Source organism: Roseovarius salis, from assembly GCF_044472985.1.
GTDB classification, from domain to species: Bacteria; Pseudomonadota; Alphaproteobacteria; order Rhodobacterales; family Rhodobacteraceae; genus Roseovarius; species Roseovarius salis.
Genome location: NZ_JBISDG010000041.1, coordinates 13,710 through 28,281, shown reverse-complemented (window position 1 = coordinate 28,281; position 14,572 = coordinate 13,710). Strand labels below are relative to the sequence as shown.

Sequence of the window (14,572 nt, the reverse complement as noted above, 5' to 3'; positions counted from 1 at the left end):
GGACGCCCAGGGCATTCGCCGAACATCTCACCACCGCAACCGACACCCGCGCTGCGCCATCTGAAAGCTCCGCACGGATGTCGGTTGCTCCACCTGCGCTTGTCGGCGTATGAACCCAAAGGGCTCCGATTCCGGCTGGATGAAAGTTCAGTGGCAGGTCAGATGACACCGCAGAGAGCTTGCCGTAGAGTTGCGCACTCGCGTCGAGTTGATACGAAAAGCTCAACCCCGGCTTTATATATCCCTCCAGCCACTCCGTGTCCGGGTCGAACCCGCTGCCCGGCGCGGTCACCGAGGCAAGGTCCCAGAAAAGGTTGCTTTCGCTGACCGCGTTCAGCCCGAACTGCAGATGTCCACGCAGCGTGAGGCCGTTCGCATCGTGCAACAGCATCGGATCCCGCTCCGCCGCACCGGCCGAGCCCCCCGTGCACGCCACAAACAATACGGTGCCGACGGCAAGGCAAGCGTAATGGCCACGTTGTCGACAAGACCCTGAACGGCGGCGCCCCGCTTGGTCGTGGCCGGGGCTGACTGTCACGGGAAGATCGGGCACCTTGAGCGCTCGTGAAATGACCCAGTTCTTGATAGAGTACCCGCAATTGCCTGCGCCACAACGCCCACGGCGCCCGAAATGGGCAACAGCCGGGAGGACTCCGCCCATGCCATCGCCCGACAGCACGCACGCGGAGTTCATAAAATCCAACTTCGGCACAATATGGCCCGTGCACCTCGCCGCATGCTCCCGTCTGCTCATGCAACTTCGGGCGCGCCTAGATGGCGATCTGGACCTTGCCCTGGTTCTGGCCGTGATCGGCAGCAGAACGCGCCCGCAGCTTTGGAACGCGCGGCTTGCCGATGGGGGGCGCATGACCCGCGGGCAAGACCATGACGACAGGCAGCGGCCGATCAACATGCAGTCCGTGGCCGAGTATTCCGGCATCCCGCGAGAGACCGTGCGGCGCAAGGTGGCGATCCTGCAGGAAAAGGGCTGGGTCGCGCGGGACGGACGGGCGGCTGGCCGTGACCCGCGCTGCGGCCTGCGATCTGGAAGAGGCAACAAGCGACACGATCGCCTATCTCGCGGCCCTGATGACAGCTTTCGAAACGGCCCGGGCCAACGCAGCGGATACGCCGCCGGAGTAACGGACAGAACCGAACCGTGTCCGCGATGGCGCTTTTCACGTGTTGTTCGTCATGCACACCGGGGCCGCCGGTTGGTGCGAACGGATTGTGCCGCCCGCAGCTGAACCGGCCGGCCCTCGCGGCATCCGGTGACAGGCTTTGCAGGCGCCGGAACGGACGGAGCCGTTCGAAACCCCGCCGATGCGCAGGTTGATCGCGCCAGGCCAGATCGCGGTCGGCGCGGCCCCCGAGCCGGAGGAAGCGCGTCTTGGCTCTTGCGGAATGACGCGCGCTCTGCGCTGACTCGGCAGGATCGCTGTCACCCGGTTGACACCGGTCCGAACATGTCCGGCGGCAACTTTTTTCAGATTTGCGTTCTGGGCCTCAAGTGGCTGCAACCTCCGGGCATCGGACACTCTCATCCTGTCATACTTCGACCGCCACTTTCAGACCGGCGCTGGTTGGGCTCTCGTCCGGCGCGCGGGGCTTCATCCCGGCACGGGGCGGGCGGTTGCGATATTCCGCGAGCGCGTGCAGCCAGACGGGGCCGGCCAATCCAAGGCCGAAGCCGCAGTCGCCCCGCTTTCCGCGCTCGATGCCCTTGCGCGGTCCGGTCACCGCCGCCACGCAAGGCCCGGCCCTCACGCACCGCTTGAGCGCCCTGCCCGGCGTCACGGATCGCAGGCCACCGTCAGGATGATCTCCACCCTGAGTTCGGGCCGCGCCAGCTTTGCCTCGCCGCAGGCGCGCGCCGGCGCATGCCCCTCGGGCACCCAGGCATCCCAGACGGCATTCATCTCCTCGAAATCAGCCATGTCGGCAAGCCAGATGGTCGCCTGCAACATCCGCTCGCGAGACGATCCGGCCCGGGCCAGCAACGCGTCGATGCGCGACAGGCAATCGCGGGTCTGCTCGGCCACACCGTTTCCCGCGCCGACCTGCCCGCAGAAATAGGCGGTGCCGCCATGCTTGACGATCTTGCTCATACGGGGTCCCGTTTCGATCCGTTCGATCATCTGTCCCTCCTAGTCGGCCGCGTCCGCGGCGGTGTCCTGCATGGCCGCCAGTTCACCCAGCGTCACCGGTTTTAGCGGCGGGCGGATCCGGTAATACCCCGTCGCGTCGGGGCTCTGCCCGTTGGCCTGCGCCAGCAGCCAGGTCACGGACAGGCCGCAGAACCGTCCCTGGCACGGCCCCATGCCGGACCGGCCGAACGCCTTGGCCTGGTTTGGCCCCAGACAGCCAAGCCGGGCATAGCCGCGGATGTCGCCGGCGGTAACCTCTTCGCAGCGGCAGACAATGGTTTCGTCGGCCGGCGACAGGGCCTCGGCAAGTGGTGGGTAGGCGGCATCGAGAAACGGCCGGACGGCGGCCTCGCGGTCGCGCGCGCGGCAGAGCGGCGCCGCCAGCCTGTCACGCTCTTCTTCCGTGAGTCTGCCCAGCCGCTCCACGGCCCCGAGCGCGGCGATCCGCCCCGACAACTCGGCCACCCGCGCGCCGCCGATGCCGGCCCCGTCCCCCGTGATCATGACGCCGTCGACATCCGTTGCGCCCCAACTATCGACGATCGGTGAAAAGCAGTGTTGCGCCTTGTCCCACCTGTGCGTCACGCCGATGGATCGCGCCGCCTGGACGTTCGGGACGACACCGTGATGCAGCAGGACCGTGTCACAGCCGATCCGGTGCGACCGCCCCCCGCTTTGGAAGGTCACGGCCTGCGCCTCGGTCTCCCCTTCGATCGCGATCCCGCTGGCGCCGGTATGACGTGGCACCCGCGCCCGCCGGATTTCGGACAGGAGTTTCACACCCTTTGCAAGATACCGCCAGCCGCGCAGCGCCCCGCCCAGATGACGTGCCGCGCCCATAAGGTTACCGCGCGTCTGCGTCTCGACCAGCGCAACGGGCGGCGTGCCCGCCCGCACCATCTGCGCCGCGATGAGATAGACAAGCGGGCCGCACCCCACGAGCACCGCGCGGCGCGGCAGCACGCCCGACTGCTTGAGCAGGATCTGCGCAGCCCCGGCCGTCATCACGCCCGGCAGCGTCCAGCCCGGCACCGGCATCGGGCGCTCCAGCGCGCCGGTGGCAAGGATCAGGGATTTGGCCTCGATCTGGGCGCCGCGCCCGCGCCGCGTGTAGGAAACGCGGAACCGGTCCTCGATCGCCCAGGCCACGGCGCCGTCGAGATGGACAACCGGGGCGTCGCGCAAATCGTCCGTCAGCTGCGCGCCATGCAGGTAATCCGCGCCGAGGATCTTGGCGCGCCCCGGCCCCCTGCGATCGACATCGCGGTAGATCTGCCCGCCGGGGCGGGGTTGTTCGTCGAGCAGGGTAACGGCGGCGCCGTGCCGGGCCGCGGTCGACGCGGCCGCCATTCCCGCCGGGCCCGCGCCGATCACCAGCACGTCAGTTCGCTGCATCGCTCGCTCCTTGCTGCGCATCTGGCCCGGGGCGCGTGATCACAAGGCCGCGCGAGACCTCGACCATGCAGGCCTGGCGCGCCACGCCGTCAATCTCCACCATGCAGTCGAAACAGGCACCCATCATGCAGAACGGCGCGCGGGGCGCGCCCGAGACGTGGGTGCGGCGAAAGCTGCGCAGCCCGGCGGCAAGCAGCGCCGCGGCCAGGTTCTCGCCCTCGCGCAGATCGACGCGCTGGCCATCCAGCGTGACCGGCACGCGCGGCCTGTCGTCGAGTTCAAGAAACGGCGAAGCGGTCTTCACTGAACACCTCCAGGTCCGGCGCGGCCCCCGTCCGCTCGAGCCAGTCCGGCAAGAGCCGGGCATGGGCCGCGGCAAGCGTGATGCCGCTGTGGCAGGTCACCAGAAACGCGCCCGGCATCTCTTGGCTTTGCTGGTAAATCGGCAGGCCATCGGGGGTCAGCACGCGCAGCGCCCCCCAGCTGCGCACCAGCTGGGCGCGGGCCAGATCCGGGTAGGCGGCGATCGCTTCGGCGGCGAGTCCCGACAGGCCATTTTGCGTCACGCCGTCATCGTGGCCGACCTCTTCGTTCGTGGCGCCGATCTGAATGCCACCCTCGTCCACCTGCCGGGCAATGAGCGAGGGGCGGTTGATCATCTTTGGCAGTTTCTCGGTGATCAGTACCTGCCCCCGCTGCGGCCGCACCGGCGCCTTGAAACCCAGCTTCGGACCAAGCACGGCAGCCCCGAGCCCGGCGGAGAGAATGATCCTTTCCGCTCGCACCTCGGTTTCGTCCGAGCAGAGAACACGGAACATGCCGGGCTTGGTGACATCCGCCACGGTCTTGCCGTTGAGCACGGTGCCGCCCCGTTGCCTGACGCCCGCGGCCAGCGCCATCAGAAGGCGCAGCGGGTTGGCGTGGCCGTCCTGGTGGTGAAGGATCGCGCCGACGACCTTGGGTCCGATATTGGGCTCTTCCTTGCGCAGCGCGTTGTGGCCCAGAACATCGTAAGGGTAATCGCCACCAAGAGCGGCCTTCAGCCTTTCATACTTCTCGACCGTGGCGTGAAGCGTTTCCTCGGAAAAATGGAAATCGTAACCGCCCTTTTGCTCCAGCGGCACAGTCTGGCCCGTCTCCTCGCCCAGGGTTCGGGCGAAATCGGCCCAGATGGCGGCGGATTGCTGCGACCAGCGGGCATAGCGCGGCTGGTTCATCCCCTTGGACTGAACCCAGACAAGGCCGAAGTTCCCCCGGCTGGCCCGGAAGGCGCCGTCCTCTCCGTCAAGGACGATCACCCGCTTGCCCCGCGTCAGAAGACCCCAGGCGATGGACAGGCCGACAACGCCACCACCGATAATGGCATAGTCTGCTTCCATCCCCGCGGCCTCCTTTCGTGTCACGCGATTGCACGGAAGCGGGGGGGGGGGGGGGGGCCCCCCCCCCCCCCCCCCCACAAAAAAAAAAACAAAAAAAAAAAACCCCCACACCCCCCCCCCCCACCCCCCCCCCCCCCCCCCCCCCCCCCCCCCCCCCCCCCCCCCCCCCCCCCCCCCCCCCCCCCCCCCCCCCCCCCCCCCTCCGCCGGGAACCGGCTTACTTGCCGATCTGATCCAGAATGCCCTGGCCCCACTCGGCGCCCACATCCTCCAGCACGACCGGCCAGACATCCGCGCGCACCTTCTCGGCCATGGCGGCAAGCTGCTCGTCGGTCAGGTCCACCACGTTGGTCCCCAACTCGTCGGCAAGACGCTGTTCCCACTTGCCCTGGTCCTCTTCGGCGACGGTCCAGCGGGTCGCCTCGAAGTCCTGCGCCGCTGCCCTGAGCGCGGCCTGATCCTCTTCGTCGAGTCCGTTGAGCGATTCCGTGGAAATAATCATGTACCAGACCTCGAAATGGGTGTTGGCCGGGATGTAGGCCTTGGTCACATCACGGAAGGAGGCGTAGTAGCCTTCCGCGCCCGAGCCGATCACGCCATCGACCACGCCCGTCTGGATGGCGGTGAACGCCTCGGAAAACGGGATGGGCGACGGGATATAGCCAAGCGCCTCGCCGGTCAGCTGGAACGACTTGATGCCCGGCACCCGCACCTTGATGCCCTTGTCCTCGACCGAGCCGGGGCTGACCGGATCGGTGTTGAGCGAGATACCCCCGAAATAAACCGGATAGGCGGCGAGCATCGTGATGCCCTGCTCGGCGTAGAGGTCGGCCATGACCGCGCGCACCGGGCCATCGGGGCCATAGATCTCCCGCGCCTCTTCCCAGCTGTTGGCAAGGTAGGGGAACGAGCTGATCTGCATCCGCCGGTCGGCGCCGGTGGCGGCGGGCTGGGTCGCCATCTCGATCGCGCCGACGCTGATGCGTTCCTGCACGGTCGTGTAGTCGCCAAGCGCCGACGCGGGGAACACGTTGATCGACACCTCGCCGCCCGTCGCCTCGGACACGTTTTCGGAAAACGCGCGCAGCTCCTTGTCGATGGTGGCGTCCTGCGGGCGCACGTGACTCATCTTGAGGTCAGCCGCGCCGGCCATGCTGCCGATGGCGACAAGAGCCGCGGCGGCGGTGCTGGTCAGGAAATGTTTCATGGGATTGGTCTCCTCTCAGGTGATTGAACTTGAATGGCGGTCAGTAGCCGAAGAGCTCGGGCAGGAAGAGCGACAGGTCGGGCCAGAGCGACGTCAGGAACACGACAGGCACGTAGCCGGTCAGGATCAGGACCATCGCGGGCGGGATGACCTTGGTGACCTTCACGTTTCCGATCCGGGCGCCGAGATAGAGGATCGAGGCATATGGTGGGGTGACCCCGCCCATGGCCGTGTTGACGCCCATGATGGCGGCGAACTGCACCGGGCTGACCCCGATCGCGTTCATCAGCGGCAGCAGCAGCGGCGCGATCAGGATAATGGCGGTCACGTCGTTGACGACCATGCCCACGAGAAACAGCAGGATGTTGATGAAGATCAGCAGCAGAACCTTGTTGTCGGTCACCTCGAAAATGGCGCTGACCATCTTCTGCGGGATCGCCTCGTAGACGAACATCTGGCTGAGGATCATCGAGAACAGGATCATCAGCATGATGGCGCCAACGGCTGTCGCGGCCTCCTTGCCGGCCTCCAGGAACGTGCCCCACTTGAGCCCGCGATAGATGAAGAAGCCCACCGGCAGCGCGTAGATGACCGAGATCGCGGCCGCCTCGGTCGGCGTCATGATCCCGCCATAGATGCCGCCCAGGATGATGATCGGCATCAGCAGCGCGGGCGTCGCGTTGAACCCGTTGCGCGCGACCTTGGAGGTGAATTCCGAAAAGCCCGGCTTGTCATCGAGGACGAGGTTGAACTTGCGGCTCATCCACAGGTTCATGACCGAGAAATTGAACATGATGAGCAGCCCTGGCCCCAGCGTCGCGAGAAAGCAGGCCAGGATCGAGGTGTCGGTCACCCACCCGTAGACAATCATCGTGACAGAGGGCGGGATCAGCAGGCCAAGGATCGAGGAATTGGCGATGAGCGCGGTGGCGTATTCACGGGGATAGCCGCGCTTTTCCATCTCGGGGATCAGCAGCGGGCCGATCGCGGCGATGCCCGTGAGGCCAGAGCCGGAGATGGCCCCGATGATGGCGCAACTCACCGCGGCAACCACGCCAAGGCCGCCGCGCACATGCCCGATGAAGGCGTTGACGAATTTCAGAAGGCTCGCGGCGATACCGCTGGCCGACATGATCGTGCCGGCCAGGACGAAAAGCGGAATGGCAAGCAGCACGGGGTTGCCCAGCTGCTGAAACCCCCACAACATCATGCCCTTCATGGTCACGTCGCCCAGGAAATACATCACCATGAGCGCGCCGCCGAAGCAGTAGGGCAGCGGCACGCCAAGTGTCAGCGTGATCACCAGAACGGCAATGGCCAGAAGCGCGATCTCGATCATCGGGGGCCTCCGTGCCTGCGCAGGGCCTTGACGTGACGGACAAGATGCGTGGCCGTGTAGAGCATCATCAGGCCAAGCCCGATCATCAGCGCCACGTCGGAATAGAAGGTCGGGATGTAGAGGGTCGGGCTTTCCTTCCAGACGCGCCAGGCATAGCTGGTGAAATCCCACGCCCAGCCGAGCAGCCACAGGCCGACGACCAGGCTGATCACCTCGCCAACGATGGCAAGGATGGTGTGGCCCCGGGGGCTCTTGATGGCGATTTCCAGCACGTTCGCGCGGATATGCGTATCCTCGCGCGATGCGTTCACCGCCCCGAGGATATAAAGCCACAGGGTCGGGTAGAGCATCGTCTCCTCAAGCCCCATCACCGGAACCTGCAGAACGTAGCGGGTGATGACCTGGACGAACTGGCCGAGCGCCACGAGACAGATCAGGCCTGTCAGCAGGTATCTCGCGAACGTGTCCATGTTTCCTCCCTCGCGGCGGGTCGTGACCGCCGGCAAACGAGATTTCACTGGACAGGATTCATAAAATCAATTTCAAAATAGCTTTAACTCGATAAATCATATTTATGGGTCATCATGAACATTTCCCTCCGCCAGATCGCGACCTTCCGCGAGGTGATGCGCAGCGGGTCGATCTCGCAGGCCGCGCGCGCGGTGATGCGCACGCAGCCCGCGGTCAGCTCGATGATCTCCACGCTGGAGGACGAGCTGGGTTTCAGCCTGTTCGTACGCGAGCATGGCAAGCTCACGCCCACGCCCGAGGCGTGTTTTTTCCTCGAGGAATGCGAGGAGATCCTCGACCGCCTCGAACGCACGGAACGAACGATCAGCCAGATCCGTGCGCTGGCGGCCGGAAAACTGCGGATTGCCTGCCACCCGGCGGCATCGGGGCTTTTCATGCCGCGCCTTCTCACCGACTTCCTCGCCGGCAAGGACGATCTGGACGTCGAACTGGTCATGCGCTCGTCGAGCGTCATCGAGGACATGATCGCGTCGCAGCAATACGACCTCGGTTTCTGCGAGACGCCGGTCCGCCGCGCCTCGATCGATCAGACCGATTTCGAGCTTGAATGCGTCTGCGTGATGCGTGCGGACGACCCGCTGGCGCAACAGGGCGAAATCGGTCCCCGCGATCTCGACGGGCGGCCGATGGCGATGCTTTTTGAAAACCATGACACGACGGTGCAGACCGCGGCGGTTTTCGAACGGGCCGGCTGCACCCTCAAGACGCGGGTCGAACTGCGCACGTCGCTGCCGGGCCTGCAATTCGTTTCGGCCGGGATGTGCTACATGATCTGCGACATGATCACGGCCTATGGCTACATCGTCCAGGGCAGGACGGCGGAAAACCTCGTCGTCCGCCGGTTCCGCCCCCTGATCAGCACCGGCGTGTCGATCCTGACACCCGGATACGCCACGAAATCGTTGACGGCCCGGGCGTTGTCGTCCCACCTAGAACGCTCGATCCACGAAATGCAGGGGGCAATGCAGGATGCGCTCTGATCGGCCCGCGGGAACCACGCGGCGACCGTTCTGGATGTGCCGGGCGTATACCGGTCGGGTCAGCTTCCGCCGAGGTCGCTCAGGATGCTTTCTGCGTTGATGATCGACTGCGCGATCTCGCTCGTGGTCTTGCGCTTGACCATGGCTTGCTTGCGGATGAGTTCGTAGGCCTCGCGTTCGGAAATCCCCCGATGGCGCATCAGGATGAACTTGGCATCGTTCACCTTTTGAACGTTCTCCAGCTTTTCCTGCAGCTTTTTCATGTCCTTCTTGAAGCGCAGCTGCTCGGCCCAGAAGCGGCGCGCCATGATCATGCTGGTCAGCACCCCCGTCGCCCGCAGCGGCTTGGCCAGCACGGCGTGGGCCCCGATCTCGAAGATCAGGTCCAGCACAGACGGGTTCTCGTACCCGATGATCGCAACGACCGTGCTCGGCTGTTCACGGCTTGTCAGAAAGCTCTTGAGGCCGCGGGCCGTCTGGTCGGTCACGTCGACGAATGTGAGATCGAACTTGTCCGGCAGCGTCTTGGGCAGCGGCCACATGTGTTCGAAGTTGCACCCGATCCGGTTGACCTGCTGCAGAAGTTCGTCCGCGCTGCGGTCGCGGGGATGCACCAGCAGCACGTGCAGATCACGCAAATCCTGGATCAGGTCATTCATGAGACACGCCGTTGGCCACTACCTTGTGGGTTCGGAAACTCCAGTCGTGGATCGCGGGATAGACGAGATAGGGATCGGGCTTGATCGCGCGCCGCACCTTGTTCTCCACGATGAACTCGCCCCGGTCGTTCACCTTGGCTATCCGTGCCTGCAGGTAGGTGTGGTTGTTGTCGGGGTCGATCTTTACCTGGCCCTGGGGCGCATCGAACGTGGCCCCCAAAAGCGCCTCGCGCAACGCGTCGGGGTCCATGTCCTGTGCCTCTTCCAGGGCGGCCGCGAACATGTGGACCTGGCTGTAGGCCGCTTCGCAGCAACTCGTGACGTCGATCGTGGACCCGAATTTCTTCTCGTAGGCTTTCAGGAAGCGGCGGTTCGCCGGGGTGTTGATAGACCGGAAATAGGGCGCCGCGGTTATGTGCCCGACCGACGCCTCGGCGCCGATGGCGGCAATCTCTCCCTCGTTCGTGGTAAGGCTTGCGATGGGGCAGTCGCGCCCGTCACCACCTGCAGCATGATAAGCGCGATAGAACTCGATGCAGGCCTGTCCGACCACGGTCGAAAAGACGGCGTCCGGCTTGACCGCATTGATCTCGTCCACCACGGCTTCGAAGTCCTTCTGGGTTGCCTCGAGGTCGAAATAGCGCTCCCCGACGACCTCGCCGCCGCCCTGCCGCAGGACGTGACGCATGACACGGTTCGATTCCCGCGGGTAGATGTAGTCGGACCCCACGAAGAAGAACCGTTTTCCATATGCATTCATGAGATAATTCGCCAGAGGGACGCTGTTCTGGTTCGGACAGGCTCCGCCATATATTACATTCGGTGAATATTCGAAACCCTCGTATAGCGTCGGGTAGAAGAACAGCGCGTTGCGCCGTTCCACCACCGGCAGCACCTCCTTGCGGGAGGACGACATGTAACAGCCGAAAATCACCGAGATCTTGTCATCCACGATCAGCCGCTCGGCAAGTTCGCCGTACCGCGCGACAACCGAGCCGGGATCGTAGCTGGTCGCCTCCAGTCTCCGCCCGAGAATGCCGCCCCGGTCGTTCACCTCGTCGATTGCCAGCAGCGCGCCGTTGAGTTGCGACTGCTCGATGATGGACGTCACGCCCGTCGTCGAAAAAAGAAGACCGATTTTCCAGCTATCCATGTTGTTCACAGAGACTTATCCATATTCATGCGTATTCGAACGAGATGTGACCGTTCTGCCGATCCGCCAGCAGCTGCGCAACCGTGGCCGTCGCGTTCTCGGGGGGCGCGGCCGCCTGCCCATCCAGGAGGAACCGGGCAAGCGGAAATTCCAAGTGACGCCGCATCGCCCGCCGCAATCCGCGCGCACCGAAGCGTTTGTCATACCCGACGGAAGATAGAAACTCCCTGACCGTGCCGGTCAGGCGCAGTTCCATGTCATGCTTTCTCAGGCGGCGATTGAGCCGGGCAAGCTCCACGTCGACGAGCGACGGCATCATTTCGCGTGAAATCCAGTTGAACGTATCGACGTGATCGATCCGGTTGACGAATTCCGGCGGGAACCTGTCCAGAAGGCTTTTCATGGCGATGTCGTGGGCGCGCTCGCGCCGCGTTCTGCCCGGTGCCCTCATCCTTTGCCAAAGGCCGCGCACGCCAGCCTTGTCGGCGTCCATGAGCTCGCGCGCCCCGAGGTTGGATGACATGAACACGAGCGCATTGCGGAACGAATAGGTCTTTTCACCTGACGCAACGGTAAGCAGCCCGTTGTCAAAGGCATTCATGAGAGCCAGAGCGACCTCGTTGCTGGCTTTTTCCAGTTCGTCGAACAATACAAGGCCAGGCAGGTTGCGGGTGCCTTCGATCAACTCCTGATCGAGTATCGTCGTGCCTTCCTTGGAGCCGACATATCCGGGCGGCGCCCCGGTGAGGGCGGCAGCGTAATGTTCCTGCGAAAGCGTATTCATGTCGATACGACAGAACGCATCGGCATCGCCGTAGAACGCGCGCGCGATGGTGCGCACCGTCTCGGTCTTGCCCACCCCTGTCGGCCCGCAGAGCAGGATCGTCGCCAGAGGCTTGCGCGGATCACCGATGTCGGCGCGCACGACCTTGAGGATCTCAAGGATCTGTTCGAGGCTCTCGTCCTGCCCGATGATGGCTGCGCGCAATTCCGCCTCGACCTGCGCCGTATCGAAGGTAAATCGCGTCTTCAGGGCATGGCTCGACGTTTCACCATCCCCCGTGTGATGCGGCGGCGCGGCGGGCGCGTTTTCATCGGCCAGCGCCCGGTCCAGCTTTTCCCGGCGTGCCGTGTCATGCATCCGATCGGTCAGGAAGGGCATTGAATCTCCCGTGTCATCTAGCGCCGGAACTGCCGGCATGCCGATGACAAGGGGCGGTGCCCCCGCCCCTTGTCACCTGGTCTTGCGGTTCTCACTTGGCCTCTTTTTCCTTGGCGCCGGTGGGCAGGTTGCCGACCGGGCACGAGGCCACACCGATCGTCGAGCGGGTGAATTTCTCGACCTCCTCGCGCGTTTTCTCGGCGTCGTTGACCCAGTTGCGGTAGAAATCGAACGGGCACTCGGCCACGCCCTTGTCGCCGTCACCGGAGGCGTGAACCCCGGTGTAACCGCGGTGCAGAAGCTTGAAGAGATGGTTCTGCGACTGGTCGTTGGCACGGGCATCGCGGATCTCGGGGATCGAGAGCTGCGCGTACTGGATGCCCATCTCCTCTTCGCCGCATTCGCCCAAGGTGCGTCCGTCGAAGCCGATGATCGCGGAATGGCCGAAGTAGCTGTAGACGCCATCGAAACCAGCGGCATTCGATACCGCGACATAGCTGTTGTTCGCCCAGGCCATCGATTTGGCCATGACCACCTGCTGTTCCTTGGCGGGGTACATGTAGCCCTGGCACCGCACGATCAGCTCGGCCCCTTTCATCGCGCAATCGCGCCAGATCTCGGGATAGTTGCCGTCGTCACAGATGATGAGGCTCACCTTGAGCCCCTTTGGCCCCTCCACGACATACGTCTTGTCGCCGGGATACCAGCCCTCGATGGGGTTCCACGGCAGGATCTTGCGATACTTCTGCACGACCTCACCCTTGTTGTTCATCAGGATGAGCGTGTTGTAAGGGGTCTTCTTCGGGTGCTCCTCGTGGCGCTCGCCGGTGAGCGAGAAGACGCCCCAGGTATTGGCCTTGCGGCAGGCGGCCGCGAAGATCTCGGTTTCCTCGCCGGGAACGGTGGAGGCGGTCTCCATCATCTCGTCGGGATCGTACATGATGCCATGCGTACTGTACTCGGGGAAAACCACGAGGTCCATGCCCGGCAGGCCGACCTTCATGCCCTCGATCATGTCGGCGATCTTCTGCGCGTTTTCCAGCACCTCGGCCTTGGTGTGCAGGCGCGGCATCTTGTAGTTGACGACCGCGACGCCCACCGTGTCATCGCTGCTGGAGATATCTCCGTGTCTCATTCTCTTCTCCTCTCCTGTTGATCTTGCGGTTCCAAAAAATCCTGCCTTGTCAGAAGGTCAGGTGTTCCTCCACGACGGAGTCGGTCAGCTCGTCGGAGCGGCCGTCCAGAACGATGCGCCCCTTGTCGAGCAATAGGAATCTGTCGGAAGCCTCGCGTGCGAACGGCACGTTCTGCTCGACCAGAATGATGCCGAGGCCACGCTCACGGTTGAGCCGGATGATCGCATCCTCGATCTGTTTGACGATGTTCGGCTGGATGCCCTCGGTCGGTTCGTCGAGGATCAGGATCTTGGGGTCCATCGCCAGCGCCCGGGCAATCGCCAGCTGCTGTTGCTGCCCGCCCGACAAGTCGCCGCCCTTGCGCGAGATGAATTCATCCAGGATCGGGAACATCTCGAACAGGTATTCGGGGATCTCCCGTTTGCCGTCCGTGCGGGCGAAACAGCCCATCAGGATGTTTTCGCGCACGGTGAAGTTGGGAATGATCTCGCGTCCCTGCGGGATATAACCGATCCCCAGCCTCGCCCTGTCCGGCGTCTCCAGCCGCAGAAGATCTGTGTCGCCGAACACCAGGCCGCCCTCGCAGGCGTCGGTGAGCCCCATGATCGACTTGAGCAGCGTGGTCTTGCCGACGCCGTTTCGGCCGAGAATGGCCAGGAACTCGCCCGCGGCCAGATCGAACGACACGCCCTGGATGACCGGACTTTTGCCGTAGAACGAGAACAGGTCCCTTGCGTGCATGCTTTCCATCGGTCAGTGCCCCAAATATGCTGTCTTGACGTCGTCGTTCGCCTCGATCTCCTCGATCGACCCCTCGGCCAGGATTGCCCCGCGGTTCATGACGATGATCCGGTCGGCAACGGTGCGCACGAAGGACATGTCATGCTCGACCACGATCAGGGTGTGGTTGGCACTCAGCGAGCGAAAGATCTCGGCGGTACGCTCTGTCTCGTGCACGGTCATGCCGGCGGTCGGCTCGTCCATCAGGATCAACTGGCTGTCCTGCGCGATCAGCATCGCGATCTCGAGCCATTGCATCTCGCCATGGGACAGGTTGCCCGCCAGAGCGTCCGACTTGTCGGCGATGCCGACGCGTTCCAGTATCTCGCCGGACCGCGCCGTGTTGGACATCGCCAACCGGCTGATCGCGTGCCATATTCCCGGCCGCGTGGACATGGCGACCGACAGGTTCTCGGCGACGGTGAGATCCTTGTAGACAGAGGGAACCTGAAACTTGCGTCCGATCCCCAGCCGCGCCCTGTGGAATTCCAGCGAGCGCGAAATCTCGGTACCCTCGAACAGGATGGAGCCGTCGGTCGGCTGTGTCTTTCCGCAGATGAGGTCGAGCGTCGTCGACTTCCCTGCGCCGTTTGGACCGAGCAGGCACAGTATCTCGCCCCGCGCGACGTTGAAGGTCAGCCCGTCGACCGCGCGCAATCCGCCGAACTCGACATGCAGGTCCGTTACTTGCAACTGTTGCATGG

16 protein-coding genes and 1 pseudogene are annotated in these 14,572 nt (G+C 64.2%); 2 read left to right on the top strand and 15 right to left on the bottom strand.

Going from position 1 to position 14,572, the window contains the following annotated elements:
• Window positions 1-391 (bottom strand): annotated as a pseudogene (locus ACH13J_RS15075) (hypothetical protein); the annotation flags it as partial.
• A gap of 629 nt (window positions 392-1,020) precedes the next feature.
• Between ACH13J_RS15075 and ACH13J_RS15070 the strand changes: the two are divergent.
• On the top strand, window positions 1,021-1,143 hold the full coding sequence (locus ACH13J_RS15070; RefSeq protein WP_397544175.1) for a hypothetical protein: 123 nt from the start codon (window positions 1,021-1,023) through the stop codon (window positions 1,141-1,143).
• 405 nt (window positions 1,144-1,548) lie between these two features.
• Here the strand turns inward: ACH13J_RS15070 and ACH13J_RS15065 are convergent, their stop codons facing one another.
• From ACH13J_RS15065 to ACH13J_RS15030, 8 genes are all read right to left on the bottom strand, one after another.
• Entirely contained in the window at window positions 1,549-1,749 is a 201-nt protein-coding gene (locus ACH13J_RS15065; protein WP_397544174.1) for a hypothetical protein, read from the bottom strand.
• A gap of 44 nt (window positions 1,750-1,793) precedes the next feature.
• Window positions 1,794-2,138, bottom strand: coding sequence for a RidA family protein (locus ACH13J_RS15060; protein ID WP_397544173.1), 345 nt, complete (start codon window positions 2,136-2,138; stop codon window positions 1,794-1,796).
• 9 nt (window positions 2,139-2,147) lie between these two features.
• Window positions 2,148-3,542: an FAD-dependent oxidoreductase gene (locus ACH13J_RS15055; protein WP_397544172.1), complete on the bottom strand. Its 1,395-nt coding sequence runs from the start codon at window positions 3,540-3,542 to the stop codon at window positions 2,148-2,150.
• On the bottom strand, window positions 3,529-3,846 hold the full coding sequence (locus ACH13J_RS15050; RefSeq protein WP_397544171.1) for a (2Fe-2S)-binding protein: 318 nt from the start codon (window positions 3,844-3,846) through the stop codon (window positions 3,529-3,531). Before ACH13J_RS15050 ends, ACH13J_RS15055 begins: the two co-directional genes overlap by 14 nt.
• Window positions 3,821-4,921 (bottom strand): FAD-dependent oxidoreductase, encoded by a 1,101-nt coding sequence (locus tag ACH13J_RS15045; protein ID WP_397544170.1) that lies wholly within the window; start codon window positions 4,919-4,921, stop codon window positions 3,821-3,823. Before ACH13J_RS15045 ends, ACH13J_RS15050 begins: the two co-directional genes overlap by 26 nt.
• A gap of 217 nt (window positions 4,922-5,138) precedes the next feature.
• Window positions 5,139-6,128 (bottom strand): TRAP transporter substrate-binding protein DctP, encoded by a 990-nt coding sequence (gene dctP, locus ACH13J_RS15040; RefSeq protein WP_397544169.1) that lies wholly within the window; start codon window positions 6,126-6,128, stop codon window positions 5,139-5,141.
• A 40-nt stretch (window positions 6,129-6,168) separates the two neighbouring features.
• Complete coding sequence (locus ACH13J_RS15035) at window positions 6,169-7,467, bottom strand: TRAP transporter large permease subunit (protein WP_397544168.1); 1,299 nt, start codon at window positions 7,465-7,467, stop codon at window positions 6,169-6,171.
• Window positions 7,464-7,937, bottom strand: a complete 474-nt coding sequence (locus ACH13J_RS15030; protein WP_397544167.1) for a TRAP transporter small permease subunit — start codon at window positions 7,935-7,937, stop codon at window positions 7,464-7,466. Before ACH13J_RS15030 ends, ACH13J_RS15035 begins: the two co-directional genes overlap by 4 nt.
• A gap of 114 nt (window positions 7,938-8,051) precedes the next feature.
• On the opposite strand from ACH13J_RS15030, the gene ACH13J_RS15025 reads away from it, so the two are divergent.
• Window positions 8,052-8,978 carry a LysR substrate-binding domain-containing protein gene (locus ACH13J_RS15025; RefSeq protein WP_397544166.1) on the top strand — a complete coding sequence of 309 codons (927 nt, stop codon included), beginning with the start codon at window positions 8,052-8,054 and terminating at the stop codon, window positions 8,976-8,978.
• A gap of 59 nt (window positions 8,979-9,037) precedes the next feature.
• Here the strand turns inward: ACH13J_RS15025 and ACH13J_RS15020 are convergent, their stop codons facing one another.
• From ACH13J_RS15020 to urtD, 6 genes are all read right to left on the bottom strand, one after another.
• The gene (locus ACH13J_RS15020; RefSeq protein ID WP_397544165.1) at window positions 9,038-9,637 is read right to left on the bottom strand and encodes an ANTAR domain-containing protein; all 600 of its coding nucleotides are present in this window, start codon (window positions 9,635-9,637) and stop codon (window positions 9,038-9,040) included.
• Complete coding sequence (locus ACH13J_RS15015; RefSeq protein WP_397544164.1) at window positions 9,630-10,790, bottom strand: transporter substrate-binding protein; 1,161 nt, start codon at window positions 10,788-10,790, stop codon at window positions 9,630-9,632. Before ACH13J_RS15015 ends, ACH13J_RS15020 begins: the two co-directional genes overlap by 8 nt.
• Before the next feature lie 25 nt (window positions 10,791-10,815).
• On the bottom strand, window positions 10,816-11,952 hold the full coding sequence (locus tag ACH13J_RS15010) for an AAA family ATPase (RefSeq protein WP_397544163.1): 1,137 nt from the start codon (window positions 11,950-11,952) through the stop codon (window positions 10,816-10,818).
• A gap of 91 nt (window positions 11,953-12,043) precedes the next feature.
• Window positions 12,044-13,087 (bottom strand): aliphatic amidase, encoded by a 1,044-nt coding sequence (locus ACH13J_RS15005; protein ID WP_397544162.1) that lies wholly within the window; start codon window positions 13,085-13,087, stop codon window positions 12,044-12,046.
• Between the two features lie 49 nt (window positions 13,088-13,136).
• The gene (gene urtE, locus ACH13J_RS15000) at window positions 13,137-13,829 is read right to left on the bottom strand and encodes an urea ABC transporter ATP-binding subunit UrtE (protein ID WP_449619227.1); all 693 of its coding nucleotides are present in this window, start codon (window positions 13,827-13,829) and stop codon (window positions 13,137-13,139) included.
• Window positions 13,830-13,841: 12 nt separating this feature from the next.
• Entirely contained in the window at window positions 13,842-14,570 is a 729-nt protein-coding gene (gene urtD / locus ACH13J_RS14995; RefSeq protein ID WP_397544160.1) for an urea ABC transporter ATP-binding protein UrtD, read from the bottom strand.
• Window positions 14,571-14,572 lie beyond the last annotated feature (2 nt).

Excerpts from the sequence above, each read along its gene's own strand:
- ACH13J_RS15025 (WP_397544166.1), top strand. The coding sequence starts at position 8,052 with ATGAACATTTCCCTCCGCCAGATCGCGACCTTCCGCGAGGTGATGCGC.
- ACH13J_RS15030 (WP_397544167.1), bottom strand. The coding sequence starts at position 7,937 with ATGGACACGTTCGCGAGATACCTGCTGACAGGCCTGATCTGTCTCGTG.
- ACH13J_RS15005 (WP_397544162.1), bottom strand. The coding sequence starts at position 13,087 with ATGAGACACGGAGATATCTCCAGCAGCGATGACACGGTGGGCGTCGCG.
- dctP (WP_397544169.1), bottom strand. The coding sequence starts at position 6,128 with ATGAAACATTTCCTGACCAGCACCGCCGCCGCGGCTCTTGTCGCCATC.
- ACH13J_RS15020 (WP_397544165.1), bottom strand. The coding sequence starts at position 9,637 with ATGAATGACCTGATCCAGGATTTGCGTGATCTGCACGTGCTGCTGGTG.
- ACH13J_RS15015 (WP_397544164.1), bottom strand. The coding sequence starts at position 10,790 with ATGGATAGCTGGAAAATCGGTCTTCTTTTTTCGACGACGGGCGTGACG.
- urtE (WP_449619227.1), bottom strand. The coding sequence starts at position 13,829 with ATGCACGCAAGGGACCTGTTCTCGTTCTACGGCAAAAGTCCGGTCATC.
- ACH13J_RS15035 (WP_397544168.1), bottom strand. The coding sequence starts at position 7,467 with ATGATCGAGATCGCGCTTCTGGCCATTGCCGTTCTGGTGATCACGCTG.
- ACH13J_RS15010 (WP_397544163.1), bottom strand. The coding sequence starts at position 11,952 with ATGCCCTTCCTGACCGATCGGATGCATGACACGGCACGCCGGGAAAAG.
- ACH13J_RS15060 (WP_397544173.1), bottom strand. The coding sequence starts at position 2,138 with ATGATCGAACGGATCGAAACGGGACCCCGTATGAGCAAGATCGTCAAG.
- urtD (WP_397544160.1), bottom strand. The coding sequence starts at position 14,570 with ATGCAACAGTTGCAAGTAACGGACCTGCATGTCGAGTTCGGCGGATTG.
- ACH13J_RS15045 (WP_397544170.1), bottom strand. The coding sequence starts at position 4,921 with ATGGAAGCAGACTATGCCATTATCGGTGGTGGCGTTGTCGGCCTGTCC.
- ACH13J_RS15055 (WP_397544172.1), bottom strand. The coding sequence starts at position 3,542 with ATGCAGCGAACTGACGTGCTGGTGATCGGCGCGGGCCCGGCGGGAATG.